Raw genomic sequence first — 14,211 nt, forward strand, 5'->3', positions numbered from 1 at the left:
GTCTGGCCCATGACAGTCGACGATCTGGACAGGGACCCGAGCACCGCGTCTGGCGTGCGTGCGGCCAACCTCGCCGTGGAGGTCGAGAGCGGCAGTGTCCCCCTCATCGGGGTGCTCTACCTGCCGGCGGGGCCCGGGCCGCACCCGGTCGTCGTCCTGCTGCACGGGTTCCCCGGGCACGACGCGAACCAGGACCTCGCGCAGGGACTGCGCCGCGCGGGTTACGCCGCGGTGGTGTTCCACTACCGCGGGTCCTGGGGTGTGGGCGGCGCCTGGTCGTGGTGGAACTGCGTCGAGGACGCCTTGGCGGTCTGCCGAAAGATCTTCGCCGACGACGATCCGTCGCTCCCCCGCCTCGACCCCCGCCGCGTAGCGGTGCTCGGCCACAGTCTCGGCGGGTTCGTCGCGCTGCAGGTGGCGGCCACCGAGTCCCGCGTGCGGGCCGTGGTCTCGGTCGCGGGTTTCGACTTCGGCGTCGCACAGCGGGAGATCCGCGACGATCCGGCGGCGCGCGGCGTCTACCACGACGCCTGGGCGAGCCAGCTCGCACCACTGCGCGGGACCAGCGCGGACGCGCTGATCGAGGAGCTGCTGGCCGCGGGCGAGGCCTGGGACCTGACGAGGCTGGCCCCCGCCGTCGCGGGTGTTTCGGTCCTGCTCGTCGGCACCGGACGGGACACCGTCACGCCCGCCGAGATACACCACTGGCCGCTGGTCCGGGCGTTCGAAACGGCCGGCGCCCCGCGATTCGAGCACACGGTGCTCGACACGGACCACGCGCTCGCCGACCACCGGCTCCGCCTCGCCCGGGAGGTCACGGGATTCCTGGACCGGCACCTGCGGTGAGGCCGCCGGTCGCCCGGCTGTGGACAGCGGTCGCGCTCGGGTACGTCGCGCTCGGGGCCACCCTGGAGCTGATACCGACCGACCTCGCGCACCGGCTGGACGCGGGCGCCTCCACGACGGCCGCCGTGACCGGCGTCGCGTTCCTCGCGACGGCCCTCGCCCGCCCGTTCGCGGGTGTGCTCGCCGACGCCGGCCGGGCGCGGGCCGTCGTAGCCACCGGCGGCCTGCTCGTGGCGGCGGGCGTGGTGAGCCAGATGCTCGGCCCGACGATCAGCGCCGTCGTCGTCGGCCGCCTCGCCATGGGCGTCGGCGAGGCCGCCCTCTTCTCGGGCGCGCTGCCCTGGGTGCTGCGTGGCGTGCCCGCCGACCGGCACGGCAGGGTCTCCGGATGGTTCGGCCTGGCGATGTGGTCCGGCCTGGCGGCCGGCCCCGCGGTCGCGGTCGCGGCACGGGTCGTGGGCGGTCCGACGGCGGCGTGGTGGGCGATCCTGGTCGCGCCCCTCGTCTCCGCCGTGCTCGTCCTGGGCGCCCGGCCGGAGCCGCGCCGTCGGGCAAAAACGGCCCGGCCCCGCCTCGCCCGGCCCGCCTGGGCCCCCGCGACCTACCTCGGCCTGGCCGGTTACGCCTACGGGACCGTCGCGGCGCTGCTGGTCGCGTACCTGGCGCGGGACCAGCAGCTCGCGGGGCTGTCGCTCACGCTGTTCTCCGGCGGGTTCCTCGCGGTCCGTGTGCTGGGCAGCCCGCTCGTCGACCGGTTCGGGCCGGTGCGGACCGGGGTCACGCTCGCGGTGGTCGAGGCGCTCGCCCTGGCGGCCCTGCCGGTGGACCCGACGCCGTTCCGGGTGGTGACGGTCCTCGCAGCGGGGCCGGCGTCGCGCTCGCCTACCCGAGCGCCGCGGCCCGCACGCTCGCCGCGCGCGACACCGGCTCACCCGGCGCGGCCGTCGGCATCATGACGTCGTTCTGGGACCTCGGGTTCCTGTCCGCCGCCATGGTGGGCGCGCTCGTCGTCGAGTGGTCCGGGTTCAGCGCGGCATTCCAGGTGGCTGCCACCATGAGCCTCCTCAGCGCCGTCGTCCTGGCCGCGAGGCGACCGCACCCCGCGTGAGCTGGGCGGCAGTGTCGGGCGTGAGCTAGCCGACGGCGTCCCGCGTGAGCTGGTCGAAGACCAGCCGCGCGGTCGCGCCCGCGTCCTGACCGGCCTGCCGGGCCCGGGCCGGGTCCATGGCGGCGACGACGGTCGCCCCCTCGAGCACCTGCAGGAGGCGCCGCGCCAGGGCATCTGGGTCGGCCGCACCGGCGTCGGCCGCGATCTCGCGGAACAGGTCGATGTACCGGCCGAGGTGCGCCGCCGCGATCGTCAGGGTGTGCTCGCCGCGGCTCTGGGTGGCGGCGTTCACGACGGCACACCCGCGAAAAGCGTCGTCCTGGTACCAGGAGCCGAGCGCCGCGAACACGGCGTCGAGGCGCTCGGCCGGCGCCGGTCCGGCGCCTTCCGCCGCCGACCGCAGCCAGCGGTGGACCCGGGTACTGCGCTCGGTGAGCACGGCCTCGACGAGGCCGTCCTTCGAGCCGAAGTGCCGGTAGAGCGTCATCTTGGAGATCCCGAGGACGGAGCAGCATTCTGCGACGCCGATCCCGTCGATGCCCCGGGCATAGAGCAGCGGCCCGGCCCGCTCGATGATCTGCGCGCGCGTCCTGGCCGGGTCGAGCGTCGCCCCCTTGGGAACTGGCATCCCGTGATGGTACCGGTCGTTCTCGCGGGGGCAGGGCTCAGCGCACGTCGATGTAGACCGGGTTGGTGTAGAGCCAGGTGTCCGCCCACGGGTCGCCGTTGTTGTCCTCGTGCATCTGGGGACCGGCCGGGTCGATCGACGCTCCGAGGTAGCCGGCGCCGTGCCGGTTGCCGTCGCTGCCGCGCAGGCGGACGTAGCAGGACTCGGTGATGCGGCCGAGCGGGATGCGCAGGTCGTAGGTGCCGCGGCGGCGGCTGGTGTCGACCTGTTCGACCACACGCGTCTCGGGCGCCCGCCAGGTGTCCGGGTCGGCCGACGGCCCGGTGACGGCGCCTCGGATCACGTCGAGGTGGGCGAGCCGGGGCAGCACCCCGTGCGGGTTGGGCCGGTGCGCGCTGCGCACCCTGACGGTCAGGTCCACCGAGGTCCCGCGCTCCACGACGAGCCGGCCGCCGAGCGTGGCACCGGTGGCGCGGCTGCGACCGGCGCGGGCGACGCGCACGTCGAGCCCGTCCACGAGGTGTCCGTGGTCCACCCAGACCCGGCCACGGCGCAGGCCGGCCAAAACGTCGAGGTAACCGTGCCGGGTCACGCCGACGTGGGTGCGGCTGAACTCCCCCGGCCAGAAGTCGCTTCCCGGCTGGGGCGTGCCGGTGTCGACGGGCGACGGCTTCCAGCCGAGGGAGTCGAAGGTCTCGCCGGGCGGCATGTCGCCGTCGCGCCAGGTGTCCCAGATGGTGCGGTGGTTGTCGGAGTTCGACGTGATCGAGAAGAGCGTGCCCTCGGCCAGCATCGCGTCCCACAGACCGCCGACCGTGGCGGTCACCCAGTCGAAGCCGCCGAAAGTGCGGTAGGCCTCGACCGGGTAGCCGGGGAAGGAGTCCGGACGCGGCGCGTTGACGTACTCGCCGCGCTGGGCCCGCGTGCTGCCGCGGTAGGCGACCCACGCCGGGTCCGCGTCACCCTGGGCGCCCGGCGCACCCTCCATACCGATGCAGATGCCGGCCGCGGCGTCGCGCCACGCCCGGATCTCGCCTGGAGAGTCGATGCCGAGCCGGGATGGGTGGTTGGCCAGCACGACGACGTCGTCGACGTACCGCTCGCCCTTACGAGCGGCGAGCCAGCGCAGCGCCTCCACCGCGCGCGCCTCGTTCTCGGGCAGGTCGGCGGCCCAGCCGTTCAGCTTGCCGTCCCACAGGCGCTCGAACTCACGCAGCAGCTCGACCTCGTGCGGACCGGGCGCAGCGAAGACGGTGCCGTGCTCGGCGGCAGGGATGTACCACTCCAGGCCCTGGAAGATGAGCTGGCGCGGGTTGCGGGACCGCGCGGCGATGATCTCCGCGTGCTCGGCGGCGGCGCCCTTGTCGGCGTGCCCGAAGTTGCTGTGCTCGGTGAAGACCATCCAGTCGAGGCCGAACCGGGCGCCCTTCCGGGCGAGCTGGTCGAAGTTGTACTTGGCGTCATGGCTGTAGCGGGAGTGCACGTGATGGTCGCCGACGAGCCACGCGAGCTGCGGGTCTCCACCGCCGCTGCCCGAGGCGGCAGCCGCGGCGGCGGGCACACCCGCGGCGAGCGCCAGCCCGCCCACCATGCCGAGGCGCAGGAACGTGCGCCGCGAGGCGCCCTGCGGGTCGAGGGACGAGGCCGGCACCGAGGGGTCGGCCCAGTCGGGCAGATCGGTAGCGCGGAACGGAGCGGGCACAGGGTCCTCCTGCCGAGGTGCTCAAGGTGACGCCGGAGGCTTGCACACCCAGGTGGCCTCTGCGGGAACGCCAGGTTTCGCGCGCCCGTCAGCCAGGCGTCGATTCCCGGACCGGGGTCGCCCCAGGGCGGGTCCACTGCGGCGTGGGCCGGCGGGTCGGCCCCCAGGTGGCCGCGCCGTCGGCGTCCGTGGCCCAGTACCAGCAGGAGCCCTGGCCTTCGGGCCAGCCGTCGGGCATGTCCTCCCAGGACTCGCCGCGGCCGTAGGGCGTCATGTCGAGCAGACCGAACACGCCCGAGGCTGACTCGTTGCCCCGGCCCGTGGTCCGGTAGGTGAGGAACACGCGGTCGCCGTCGCGCAGGAAGCACACGATGTGCCCCATGTCGACGCCGATCGGCGCGGGCAGGTCGCGAACCGAGTACCAAGGCTCGGTGTAGCCCATGAACTCCAGGAACGGGGCGACCTCCGCCCATGGCCCCTCGGTCAGCATCGCGAACGAGACCCCGCGCGCGGCGAGGTAGGGCGCGGCCTGCTGGATGTGCCACGCGTTGATGGTGCACCCGGGGCACTGACCCTCGACCGGGTCGCCGTCGTGCCACATGTGCTGGTAGACCACCAGCTCGTCCCGCCCCTGGAACAGGTCGATGAACGGCACCGGGCCGTCGGCGCCAGTGACCTGGACCGTGCCGTCGAGCTCCACCATCGGCAGCCGACGACGAGCGGCCGCGAGCGCGTCACCCTCGCGGGTGTGCGCCTTCTCCCGGGCCAGGAAGTCGTCACGCGCGGCCTGCCAGGCGGCCCAGTCGACGACGGGCGGGCGGCCGGGCAGGCTGGTCGTGGTGCGCGTCTCGGTCACGGTCTTCCTCCGACGTGTTGGTTACGGCGCGGTACCGCGCCCGCACATTCCGACGACGAAGCGACCACGTTCTCATCGGTGCGTCAGGGCACGGTGCGGTGCCGTGACCGGTACGCGGAGACCTTGACCCGGTTGCCACAGGTACGCATCGCGCACCACTCGCGCCGGCGGCCCCGGGAACGGTCGAGGTAGACCTGGGTGCACTCGGGGCGGCCGCACTCGCGCAGCAGTGCGGCGTCCGTGCCGCCCAGGATCTCGACGGCCTCGCGTGCGACGGTCGCCAGCCCCTGCACCGCCGAGCCGGAGCGACGCGTGCCGTCCGCGCCGAGCTGGACCTCGATGGGCGCGTCCGCGGCTCGCCGGTTCACGACGCCGACGGCGTCGGCAGGGAGGGACCTACCGGCGAGCCGTGCCTCGACGAGCGAATAGATCGACTCCCGAAGCTCGACGGCCGCCTCGAGGTCCGCCTGGTCGGCGTCCGGCCCGTCGTCGAGCATCCCCGACTCAACGAACCACGAGTGGAGCAGCTCGGGCGAGGCGAGCATCTCGGTCGGTGCCGGGTTGCGGCGGGCACGCAGCGTGCCCAGGAAGTCGAGCGCGCGGGTCCCGCAGGGGTAGGCGTGGTTCACGTAACCATTCGCGATCAGGGAGAAGTCATCATGGAGCTCAAGCTCGAAGTAGTCGTCCTGCCGGTATCGGACGTGGACCGTGCCAAGGCCTTCTACGAGGCCCTCGGCTTCCGGCTCGACGCGGACTTCTCCACCGAGCGCGGCCTGCGCGTCGTGCAGGTCACCCCGCCCGGCTCCGCAGCCTCGATCATCTTCGGTGAGCACCTCACCGACGCCGCGCCGGGCTCCGTGCGGGGCCTGCACGTCGTCGTCCCGGACATCGCCGCAGCGCGGGCGGAGCTCGCGGAGCGGGGTGCCGACATCAGCGAGGTGTGGCACGACGAGGACGGCGTCTTCCACTGGGCCGGCACCGCGCACCGCATCCCGGGCGCACACCCCGAGCACGACAGCTACGCCTCGTTCGCGTCGTTCGCCGACCCCGACGGCAACGAGTGGGTGCTCCAGCAGATCGTCGAGCGCCTCCCCGGACGCTGACCGACATGGACCCTCAGCCCAGCGAGATCCTCCTCGACCTGCTCAAGCAGGCCGCCGCGGCGCATGGCATCCACGAGAAGGAAGAGCTCGGCGGTATATACGACGAGGGCTGGCCCGAGTGGTACGCCGAGCACATGGCCCGCGCCCTCGCCGAGCAGGGCTACCGCCTGGTGCCCGCCAGCGACGCAGACCCGGGACGCTGACCGCCGCTGCTCTTGTCGCCCGCCCCCGGAGCGTGTAGACCGGGCAGCACACCGGACAGGTCGACGGGAGATCGGGATGCGGGCAGTCGTCTACGACGAGTACGGGTCGCCGGAGATGCTGCGGATCGAGGACGTGCCGACGCCGTCCGCGGGCCCGCGCCAGGTGCTGGTCGAGGTCCTGGCGACGTCGATCAACCTGTCCGACTGGGAGGGGCTGCACGGCACCCCGTTCTATGCGCGGTTCGGCGGGCTGCGCCGGCCGGGCCGCCGCGTGCTGGGCTCGGACATCGCCGGTCGCGTCGCTGCCGTCGGCGCCGAGGTCACCCGGTTTCGGCCCGGCGACGCGGTGTACGGCGACAATCTCGCCCTGCTGGGCGGCTACGCCCAGTACGCGCTGGCGGCCGAGTCGGCCCTCGCGCACAAGCCGGCGGCGCTGACGTTCGCCGAGGCGTCCACGCTGCCGCAGGCGGGCCCGATCGCGCTCCAGGGAACGGCGGCGGCGCGGCCAGGAAGCCGGGTACTGGTCAACGGGGCCGGCGGCGGTTCGGGAACCTTCGCGGTCCAGCTCGCCAAGCTCGCCGGAGCCCACGTGACGGGCGTGGACAACGCCGGCAAGCTCGACTATGTCCGGTCCCTCGGCGCCGACCACGTGATCGACTACCGCAGCGAGGACTTCACACGGATCGGGCCGTACGACCTGGTGCTCGACCTAGTCGCGCACCGCTCCGTGCTCGCCTACCGCCGCGCGCTGGCGCCCGGCGGCCGGTACCTGTGCGTCGGCGGGCCGGTACGGACGCTGCTGGCGATCCTGACCGCCGGCACCGTCATCGGCCTGCTGACCGGGCGCCGGATCGGGATCCTGGTGGTGCGCCCGGGCCCGGAGCACTTCGAGCCGCTGGCCCTGCAGTGCCTGGCCGGGGAGATCAGCATCCATATCGACCGCACCTTCCCGCTCGACGAGGTGCCCCAGGCACTGGCCTTCCACGGCGAGGGGCATGCCCTCGGCAAGGTGGTCGTCGACGTCGCAGGCCGCGCGCAGGAGAGGTGAGCGATGGCCGACCGGCCGCACACCGGCGACAGGTTCGACGAGACCTTCGAGGGGCAAGCGCTAGACGCCGGCCGCTGGGTGTCCCACTACCTGCCGCACTGGGCCAGCACCGGCACCGGCCGGACGGGCTGGTCGTCCGGACCTCGACGCCGACGCGCCGCCTGTGGACGCCGTCGTCCGGCGAGGTGGAGGTGGTGGTGAGCGCGTCGCCCGACCCCACCTGCATGGTGGGGGTCTGGCTCGTCGGGTTCGAGGAGACCTCGCCGCAGGATTCCGGCGAGATCTGCCTGGCCGAGCTCTTCGGCGACCGGGTGGGGCCCGGCGGCTCCACCGTTCGGCTCGGCCTCAAGGCGCACCACGACCCGCGCCTGGAGACCGACCTGGCCGACGTCGCACTGCCGATCGACGCCACCACCCCGCACACCTACGCGGCCGAATGGGACGCCACGGGCGTCCGGCTGTTCGTGGACGGCGCGCCGATCTGGGCGTCGGCCCAGGTCCTGGACTATCCCCTGCAGCTCATGATCGACCTGTTCGAGTTCCCCGCAGGCCCTCGGGTCCCCGGGGACTACCCCAAGACCGCGGCGGTCCGCTCGGTGTCAGGAACCAGCGCCACGGCCCAGCGGAAGGCGTTCACCAGCCGGTAGCCGCCGTCCGGCGTGCGGTACGGGGCCGCGGCCTCCAGGACGACGGGTGCGAGGTCCGCGATCGTCGAGGGCTCCTCGCCGAAGAGGATCCCGCGCACCAGGTCGGTGTTGTTGCGGGCGATCCACGGCACGGGCACCACGCCGTCGTCGAGCACCGCCCAGCCGGCGCCGCGCAGCACGGCGGCCAGCCCGCCCTCGACGCGCAGCGGGCCGTCCTCGGGCGGGTCCTCGTCGTCCGCCTCGGCGAGCGCGGCATTGATCGCGTCCAGGTCGTTGCGCGCGCGTTCGGCCCACCCGGCCAGTCCGACGACGCCGCCCGGCACCAGCACGCGGGCGGCCTCGGCCAGGGCGTGCTCCTGGTCCTCGGCGAACTGGAGGGCGTTCACGGCGAGCAGTGCGTCGAAGACGCCGTCGTCGAACGGGAGCCGCTCGAAGTCGCCGGGCCGCACGTCCGCGCCGACGGCGCGCGCCCGCGCCAGCTCGGCCATCCGGCGCGCCGGGTCGACGCCGCTGGGCACCGCGCCGAGCTCCTGGAGGTGTTCGAGGAGCTCACCGGTGCCGCAGCCGACGTCGAGCACCCGTGCGCCCTGCCCGACCCGTGCGGTGCGCAGCAGCGGCTCCCACGCGGGCCGGGCGAAGGTGCCCCAGTACCGCCCCCAGTCGTCGGCGACGGCAGACCAGGGGTCGTCGGGGCCGGTCGTCGTCATGCCGGGAGGTTACCGAGGAAGGTCAGATGACGCGCTGCGCCTCGGCCAGGTTGGCCTTGAGCTCGTCGGCGTTCTGGCGGACCACGTAGGCCGGGCGGTCGCGCTCGACGCGCCAGGACTCGCTGAGCGGGCCGATGTTGACGGTGTCGAAGCCCGCCGCGTCGTAGAAGCCGGTGACGAACTCGACGGCCTCCGGGTAGTCGCTCGCCGTGGCCAGGGCCCGGCGGTTCTCCGAGCCTGCCGGGGTCCCGTCGGTGGTGATGGTGGGCGCCGTGATGTGGTTGAACGCCTTGACGACCTTGGAGCTGGGCAGGTGCTCCTGCAGCAGGCCGGAGGTGGTCGCCTCGCCGCGGTCGAGGGCCTCGAAGTGGCCGTCGCGCTCCCAGTAGTAGTTGTTCGAGTCGAGCACGATCTTCCCCGCCAGCGGCTCGACGGGGATGTCGCGGTAGGCCTTGAGCGGCACGGACACCACTGCGACGTCGGCTGCCTCCGCGGCCTCCTGGACCGTCGCCGCGCGGGCCTTCGGCCCGAGCTCCGCGATGAGGTCGGCGAGGGTCTCGGGACCGCGCGAGTTGGCGATCACCACCTCGTTGCCCTGTGCGATCGCCACGCGTGCGACCTGGCTGCCGATGTTGCCTGCTCCGATGATGCCGAAGGTAGTCATACCGTCGCCAACCCCGGCGACCACCGCCGCATTCCGGCGGCCGTCTCGGGGCGACAGGTTCCAGACGGTTCGTACCATGGCGTCCATGTCGAACGGTGATGCGGAACCCCAGGAACGGTCGTACCGGAAAGGCCCGGAGCGCCGCGCGCAGATCCTGGCGAGCGCCATCACCCTGTTCGCGGAACGCGGCGTGGGCGCCTCGCTGCGCGCCATCGGCGAGGCGATCGGGGTGTCGCACGCCGCACTGCGCTACTACTTCGCCAACCGCGACGAGCTGCTGGTCGAGGTCTACCGGGCGCACGAGGAGCGCGTGCACGAGAAGAAGGTGGGCGAGCGGGCCGAGCCGGACCAGGTCTCCGCGGTGGCCCTGATGGAGCGCAGCGCCGAGCGGAACCGCTCCATCCCCGGGCTGGTGGAGCTGTACGCGACGCTCACCACGGACGCGCTCCAGGAGCAGCAGCACCCGGCGACACGCGAGTTCGTCCAGGCGCGGTTCCGGTGGGTGCGGGCGGACCTGGCGGGGCGCATCCGGGCCGGGCAGCGATCGGGCACCATCGCTGCCGACATCGACCCGGACGACGCCGCCGCGCTCGTCGCCGCCGCCTCCGACGGCCTGCAGCTGCAGTGGCTGCTCGACCCGGACGCCGTCGACGTGCGCCGTTCGCTGGAGGTGCTGGAGCGGCTCCTGCCCGGTGGCGGATCGGCTGCTGGATCGACCGGCTAGCTCGCCTCGGCGACGGTTGGGTCCCAGCCCTCCGGCAGCGGCGCGACCGGGCCGACGACCGAGGCGATCTCAACGGGCTTCCCGCCGTCCGCTGCGTCCCGGACGCCGAGCAGGATGTCCAGCACGTGCGCGGCGACCGCGCCCGATGCGCGCTCGGTGCCGCCCGCCCGGATCGAGCGCACCAGGTCGACCACCCCGACGCCGCGCCCGAGCTCGGGTCCGACGGCGGGGAGCGCCGTCGGCTCGTCCTGCCCGTAGTGCCACAGGGCGGAGGCGCCGTCGAACCTGTTCGGGTCGGGCAGCACGATGGTGCCCTCGGTGCCGTTGACCTCGACAAGTCCCGCCCGGGGCAGCGCGTGCTGGAACGAGAAGGTCGACTGCGCCGAGCGTCCGGGGCCGAACTCGATCAGCGCGGCGTGGTGCGTCGGCACCTGTACGTCGAAGACCTCGCCGGCGCGGGGGCCGCTGCCGATCGTGCGTGTGGGGCGGGAGGTGGAGGCCACCGCCTGGACCCGGGTCGCGGAGCCGAAGACGTGTACGAGGGTGGTGACGTAGTAGGGACCCATGTCGAACAGAGGTCCGCCGCCGAGCGCGAACAGGAATTCGGGGGCCGGGTGCCACGACTCCGGTCCGGGCAAGTGGAACATCGTGGTCGCCGTCAGCGGCTCCCCGATGTCGCCGCGCGCGATCGCCCGCAGCGCCGTCTGGATGCCCGCGCCAAGCACCGTGTCCGGCGCGCACGCGACGCGCAGGCCGCGCGCCTCGGCGTCGGCCAGCAGAGCGACCGCCGCGTCCCTTTCGAGGGCGAGCGGCTTCTCGCTCCACACGTGCTTGCCCGCTGCCAGGATCTGGTGCCCGACGTCGGCATGCACCACCGGGACCGTGAGGTTGACGACGACGTCGATGTCCTCGCGGGCCAGCAGCTCGTCGACGCTGCCCGACGCCGCCACCCCGTACGCCTGCGCCTGGGCGGCCGCGCGTGCCAGGTCGAGGTCGGCGACGAACCGGACCTCGACGTCGGGGAACCGGATCAGGTTCTCCAGGTACTGGGTCGAGATGTTGCCGGCGCCGATGATGCCGACGCCCGCGGGGCGCGCGCCGGGTGCCGTCATCGGTCGTTCTCCTGCAGCCAGGCCAGCGACTGCGCGATCCCGGCGAACACGTCGCCGCCGTACGCATCGAACTCGATCACGCGGGTCGCCTGCGGGGCGGCGGCCAGGATCGCGGGCAGGCTCACCTCGCCGGAGCCGGCCGGCTGCTGCTTGTTGATGTCGCCGTCCAGCGTGCCGTCCTTGACGTGGATGAGGCGGACGCGGTCGCCCAGCGCCTTGAGCAGCGCCGGGGTGTCGGCGCCGCCGACCTGCGCCCAGTAGGTGTCGACCTCCAGCACCACCGCCGGGTCCAGGTGATCGACGAACACGTCCAGCGCGTGCCGGACCTCGAAGCGGATGCTCAGCTCCCAGTTGTGGTTGTGATAGCCGAACTCCAGATCCCGCTCGGCGGCCAGCGACGCGAGCTGGTTCACGCGGTCGGCCAGCTCGGCGACCTGCTCGGTGGTCTGCCAGTGCTCGGCGGGAATGTAGGGGTCGATCACCGTCGCCATCCCCAGCGTGGCTGCCGCGTCGAAGATCGCCTCGGGGTTCGCCGAGTTGATCACCGCTGCGTGGCCCGACGGCGCGGTCACACCCGCCGCCTCGAACGCGCGCCGGTACTCCTGCGTGCGTTCGTGGAAGGCGTACGGCTCCACCTGCTCGAGCCCGATCTCGGCCAGGCGTGCGACGGCGCCCTCCAGGTCAGCGGCGATCACGTCTCGGACGGAGTACAGCTGCACGGATGTTGTCGGCATGGGAACCCCTTCGTTCGGCACGGCGCCTGTTCGGCCGCCTCGTAGGCCACCTCGTTGCGGCCACGTCCGATCGTACTCAGAAATTCTTACAGTGGAAGATTTTAGTGCAGGCAGTTTCGGATGGGCCTTGGGGTCACGTGGGTCGAGCCCTTACGCGGATGGCAGAAGGGCGGGCGGGTGTCGGTGGCTGGATATAGGATCGAACAAACGTCCGCAGTAATGGCGTGCACGGCTGGCCGTATGGCGTCCGATACCCGGTGAGGAGTGTGCTGGCATGCAAGGAGCTCTGCCCGACGACGGCGCGCCTGACCGTGCGCCGCTCGACGACACGATGCCGGTCGAGGAGTGGGAAGCAGCCCCCGGATCAGGCTGGCTGCCGGAGGTGCCTGCCTGGCTGGATTCGATGCCGGACTGGCCGCCGGAGGTGGTGCCGGTCGCGTTGTGGCCCGTCGAGACACTGCAGCGGGCACTGACGGGTGCGCCGGGCGTGCAGCTGGCGCGGGTGGTGGCCGAGGCACTGGACCCGGACACCGGCCTGCTGGCCGAGCTGCCCGACGACGCACTGGGTGACCTGGTTGTCGCTTCCGGACGCCTGCAGTCCTGGGCCGCGGGTATCCAGGCCCAGGTCGTGGCCGAACGCGCCGCCCGGGAGAGCAACCCGCTGGCCCACAACTGCCTGGTCGCACAGGTCACCGGCGAGCTCGTGGTGACCGAGGCCGAAGCCTGCGAAGTCGTCGTGCGTGCGGAGTCCGGGACGGACCACCCCACGGTGATCACGGCACTGACCCAGGGCCGGATCGACGTGAAGAAGGCACACACCCTGCTGCGTAGCGCGGCACAGCTCACGCTCACAGAGCGGGCCGAGGCGATCGCGAAGTACCTGCCCCAAGCACCGGCCCGGACCTGGCGGTGGCTGCAGACCAAGATGCTCGCGTTCGCCAAGGACCGACACGGATCGGCCAAGACAGCCAAAGCTGCAGCGCAGCAACGCAATGTCCAGCTCGACCGTGCAGACAACGACATGGGCTGGCTCACGGCCTACCTACCGGCCCCCGACGCCGCCGCAGTCTGGGGAGTCGTAGACGACATGGCCCACCAGCTGCGACACACCACCGGTGAGGACCGCACCCTGACACAGCTGCGCGCAGACTCCCTGACAGGCATCGTCACCGGCCGCCTGCTGCCCGCCGACCGGTTCACCGACACCGACACCGACACCGGCCCCGGTAGCGGCACGGAAGCGGAAACCGAGACCGGCAGTGACCCCGCCAGCGACACCGACGCGGGCACGCGGGCCGACAGCGGCCTGGAAGGCGCCGTCGATTCCGGGAGCGATGCCAGCATCGACACGACCGTGCCGGTGTGCACGTGCGGTGGCAGGGCACCCGTCCAGGAAGTAGTGCAGGTGATCCGGGTGGTGCCGACCCGGCCGGTCGTACGAGTCACCATCCCGGCCACCACACTCCTGGGCCTGGACGACGCACCCGGCGACCTGCACGGCTTCGGACCCATCCCGGCCGAGACCGCCCGCATCATCGCCGAGGACGCAACCTGGCAGCGACTCCTGACCGACCCGGTCACCGGAGTACTCACCGACTACTCCACCACCGCCTACCAGCCCGGCAAGGTACTGCGTGCAGCGGTCGAGGCCAGGGACGGCACCTGCATGTTCCTGTCGTGCGACACCCCGGCCACCCGGTGCGACCTGGACCACATCGAACCCTTCGACCACGACCAGCGCAGCACCACAGACGGTGACAGGCGTGGGCGCGGGCAGACCAACGCATGGAACCTGCACGCCCTGTGCCGACGCCACCACCTGCTCAAGACCCACGCCGGCTGGGGCATCGTCCGCGACCCCACCACCGGGATCACCACTTGGACCACCCCCACCGGCCGCACCCACACCCGACCACCGACCGTCCTGGACACCCACATCAACATCGACCAGATCGACCCCGACACCAGCTACGACCTCACCCACCATGCCCTGACCGGCCAACGCCTACCCCGGCGCTACACCACCACCGAACCAGACGCGATACCGGGCCAACCCACCAACCCGCCCGGCTCGTCCGACCCGTCCGACTCGTCCGACCCGTCCGACCTCAACGAACCGCCGTTCTGAC

General features: G+C 72.7%; 17 protein-coding genes. 9 read left to right on the top strand and 8 right to left on the bottom strand.

Features of this window, described 5'->3' with window-relative positions; genetic code table 11:
* Window positions 1-9: 9 nt before the first annotated feature.
* Genes AB1046_RS09690 through AB1046_RS09700 form a run of 3 tightly spaced genes read left to right on the top strand, consistent with a single transcriptional unit; the run spans window position 10 to window position 1,954 of the window.
* Window positions 10-846, top strand: a complete 837-nt coding sequence (locus tag AB1046_RS09690; RefSeq protein WP_369374721.1) for an alpha/beta hydrolase family protein — start codon at window positions 10-12, stop codon at window positions 844-846.
* Complete coding sequence (locus AB1046_RS09695) at window positions 843-1,802, top strand: MFS transporter (protein WP_369374723.1); 960 nt, start codon at window positions 843-845, stop codon at window positions 1,800-1,802. The genes AB1046_RS09690 and AB1046_RS09695 overlap by 4 nt, the downstream gene beginning before the upstream one ends.
* On the top strand, window positions 1,799-1,954 hold the full coding sequence (locus tag AB1046_RS09700; protein WP_369374725.1) for a hypothetical protein: 156 nt from the start codon (window positions 1,799-1,801) through the stop codon (window positions 1,952-1,954). The genes AB1046_RS09695 and AB1046_RS09700 overlap by 4 nt, the downstream gene beginning before the upstream one ends.
* A 25-nt stretch (window positions 1,955-1,979) precedes the next feature.
* On the opposite strand, the gene AB1046_RS09705 is transcribed toward AB1046_RS09700, so the two are convergent.
* The 4 genes from AB1046_RS09705 to AB1046_RS09720 all read right to left on the bottom strand — a co-directional run bounded on the left by AB1046_RS09705 (window position 1,980) and on the right by AB1046_RS09720 (window position 5,769).
* Window positions 1,980-2,582 carry a TetR/AcrR family transcriptional regulator gene (locus AB1046_RS09705; RefSeq protein WP_369374727.1) on the bottom strand — a complete coding sequence of 201 codons (603 nt, stop codon included), beginning with the start codon at window positions 2,580-2,582 and terminating at the stop codon, window positions 1,980-1,982.
* Between the two features lie 37 nt (window positions 2,583-2,619).
* Window positions 2,620-4,284 (bottom strand): PHP domain-containing protein, encoded by a 1,665-nt coding sequence (locus AB1046_RS09710; protein WP_369374729.1) that lies wholly within the window; start codon window positions 4,282-4,284, stop codon window positions 2,620-2,622.
* Window positions 4,285-4,372: 88 nt separating this feature from the next.
* The gene (locus AB1046_RS09715; RefSeq protein ID WP_369374731.1) at window positions 4,373-5,140 is read right to left on the bottom strand and encodes a DUF899 family protein; all 768 of its coding nucleotides are present in this window, start codon (window positions 5,138-5,140) and stop codon (window positions 4,373-4,375) included.
* Window positions 5,141-5,223: 83 nt separating this feature from the next.
* Entirely contained in the window at window positions 5,224-5,769 is a 546-nt protein-coding gene (locus AB1046_RS09720; protein ID WP_369374733.1) for an ABATE domain-containing protein, read from the bottom strand.
* A 30-nt stretch (window positions 5,770-5,799) separates the two neighbouring features.
* Here AB1046_RS09720 and AB1046_RS09725 point away from each other — a divergent pair, with 30 nt between their 5' ends.
* The 4 genes from AB1046_RS09725 to AB1046_RS09740 all read left to right on the top strand — a co-directional run bounded on the left by AB1046_RS09725 (window position 5,800) and on the right by AB1046_RS09740 (window position 8,141).
* The gene (locus AB1046_RS09725; protein ID WP_369374735.1) at window positions 5,800-6,243 is read left to right on the top strand and encodes a VOC family protein; all 444 of its coding nucleotides are present in this window, start codon (window positions 5,800-5,802) and stop codon (window positions 6,241-6,243) included.
* Between the two features lie 5 nt (window positions 6,244-6,248).
* Complete coding sequence (locus tag AB1046_RS09730) at window positions 6,249-6,446, top strand: hypothetical protein (protein ID WP_369374737.1); 198 nt, start codon at window positions 6,249-6,251, stop codon at window positions 6,444-6,446.
* Between the two features lie 76 nt (window positions 6,447-6,522).
* Complete coding sequence (locus tag AB1046_RS09735; protein WP_369374739.1) at window positions 6,523-7,494, top strand: NAD(P)-dependent alcohol dehydrogenase; 972 nt, start codon at window positions 6,523-6,525, stop codon at window positions 7,492-7,494.
* Between the two features lie 197 nt (window positions 7,495-7,691).
* Window positions 7,692-8,141: a glycoside hydrolase family 16 protein gene (locus AB1046_RS09740; protein ID WP_369374741.1), complete on the top strand. Its 450-nt coding sequence runs from the start codon at window positions 7,692-7,694 to the stop codon at window positions 8,139-8,141.
* Here the strand turns inward: AB1046_RS09740 and AB1046_RS09745 are convergent.
* Both AB1046_RS09745 and AB1046_RS09750 read right to left on the bottom strand, forming a co-directional pair.
* Window positions 8,063-8,848 (bottom strand): class I SAM-dependent methyltransferase, encoded by a 786-nt coding sequence (locus AB1046_RS09745; protein ID WP_369374743.1) that lies wholly within the window; start codon window positions 8,846-8,848, stop codon window positions 8,063-8,065. The two genes, AB1046_RS09740 and AB1046_RS09745, sit on opposite strands and share 79 nt — an antisense overlap.
* A gap of 22 nt (window positions 8,849-8,870) precedes the next feature.
* Window positions 8,871-9,512, bottom strand: coding sequence for an NADPH-dependent F420 reductase (locus AB1046_RS09750; protein WP_369374745.1), 642 nt, complete (start codon window positions 9,510-9,512; stop codon window positions 8,871-8,873).
* Between the two features lie 85 nt (window positions 9,513-9,597).
* Here AB1046_RS09750 and AB1046_RS09755 point away from each other — a divergent pair, with 85 nt between their 5' ends.
* Entirely contained in the window at window positions 9,598-10,236 is a 639-nt protein-coding gene (locus tag AB1046_RS09755; protein ID WP_369374747.1) for a TetR/AcrR family transcriptional regulator, read from the top strand.
* Here AB1046_RS09755 and AB1046_RS09760 read toward each other — a convergent pair.
* Window positions 10,233-11,348 carry a Gfo/Idh/MocA family protein gene (locus AB1046_RS09760; protein ID WP_369374749.1) on the bottom strand — a complete coding sequence of 372 codons (1,116 nt, stop codon included), beginning with the start codon at window positions 11,346-11,348 and terminating at the stop codon, window positions 10,233-10,235. The two genes, AB1046_RS09755 and AB1046_RS09760, sit on opposite strands and share 4 nt — an antisense overlap.
* On the bottom strand, window positions 11,345-12,082 hold the full coding sequence (locus tag AB1046_RS09765; RefSeq protein ID WP_369374751.1) for a sugar phosphate isomerase/epimerase family protein: 738 nt from the start codon (window positions 12,080-12,082) through the stop codon (window positions 11,345-11,347). Before AB1046_RS09765 ends, AB1046_RS09760 begins: the two co-directional genes overlap by 4 nt.
* A gap of 274 nt (window positions 12,083-12,356) precedes the next feature.
* Between AB1046_RS09765 and AB1046_RS09770 the strand changes: the two genes are divergently transcribed.
* Window positions 12,357-14,210: an HNH endonuclease gene (locus AB1046_RS09770; RefSeq protein WP_369374753.1), complete on the top strand. Its 1,854-nt coding sequence runs from the start codon at window positions 12,357-12,359 to the stop codon at window positions 14,208-14,210.
* Window position 14,211: the final 1 nt, after the last annotated feature.

It is taken from the genome of Promicromonospora sp. Populi (assembly GCF_041081105.1).
In the GTDB taxonomy this organism is placed as follows: domain Bacteria; phylum Actinomycetota; class Actinomycetes; order Actinomycetales; family Cellulomonadaceae; genus Promicromonospora.

What these genes read in the sequence shown, in the direction of transcription:
- AB1046_RS09690 (WP_369374721.1), top strand. Translation starts at nt 10, where the DNA reads ATGACAGTCGACGATCTGGACAGGGACCCGAGCACCGCGTCTGGCGTG.
- AB1046_RS09700 (WP_369374725.1), top strand. Translation starts at nt 1,799, where the DNA reads ATGACGTCGTTCTGGGACCTCGGGTTCCTGTCCGCCGCCATGGTGGGC.
- AB1046_RS09705 (WP_369374727.1), bottom strand. Translation starts at nt 2,582, where the DNA reads ATGCCAGTTCCCAAGGGGGCGACGCTCGACCCGGCCAGGACGCGCGCG.
- AB1046_RS09725 (WP_369374735.1), top strand. Translation starts at nt 5,800, where the DNA reads ATGGAGCTCAAGCTCGAAGTAGTCGTCCTGCCGGTATCGGACGTGGAC.
- AB1046_RS09730 (WP_369374737.1), top strand. Translation starts at nt 6,249, where the DNA reads ATGGACCCTCAGCCCAGCGAGATCCTCCTCGACCTGCTCAAGCAGGCC.
- AB1046_RS09735 (WP_369374739.1), top strand. Translation starts at nt 6,523, where the DNA reads ATGCGGGCAGTCGTCTACGACGAGTACGGGTCGCCGGAGATGCTGCGG.
- AB1046_RS09745 (WP_369374743.1), bottom strand. Translation starts at nt 8,848, where the DNA reads ATGACGACGACCGGCCCCGACGACCCCTGGTCTGCCGTCGCCGACGAC.
- AB1046_RS09750 (WP_369374745.1), bottom strand. Translation starts at nt 9,512, where the DNA reads ATGACTACCTTCGGCATCATCGGAGCAGGCAACATCGGCAGCCAGGTC.
- AB1046_RS09755 (WP_369374747.1), top strand. Translation starts at nt 9,598, where the DNA reads ATGTCGAACGGTGATGCGGAACCCCAGGAACGGTCGTACCGGAAAGGC.
- AB1046_RS09760 (WP_369374749.1), bottom strand. Translation starts at nt 11,348, where the DNA reads ATGACGGCACCCGGCGCGCGCCCCGCGGGCGTCGGCATCATCGGCGCC.
- AB1046_RS09765 (WP_369374751.1), bottom strand. Translation starts at nt 12,082, where the DNA reads ATGCCGACAACATCCGTGCAGCTGTACTCCGTCCGAGACGTGATCGCC.
- AB1046_RS09770 (WP_369374753.1), top strand. Translation starts at nt 12,357, where the DNA reads ATGCAAGGAGCTCTGCCCGACGACGGCGCGCCTGACCGTGCGCCGCTC.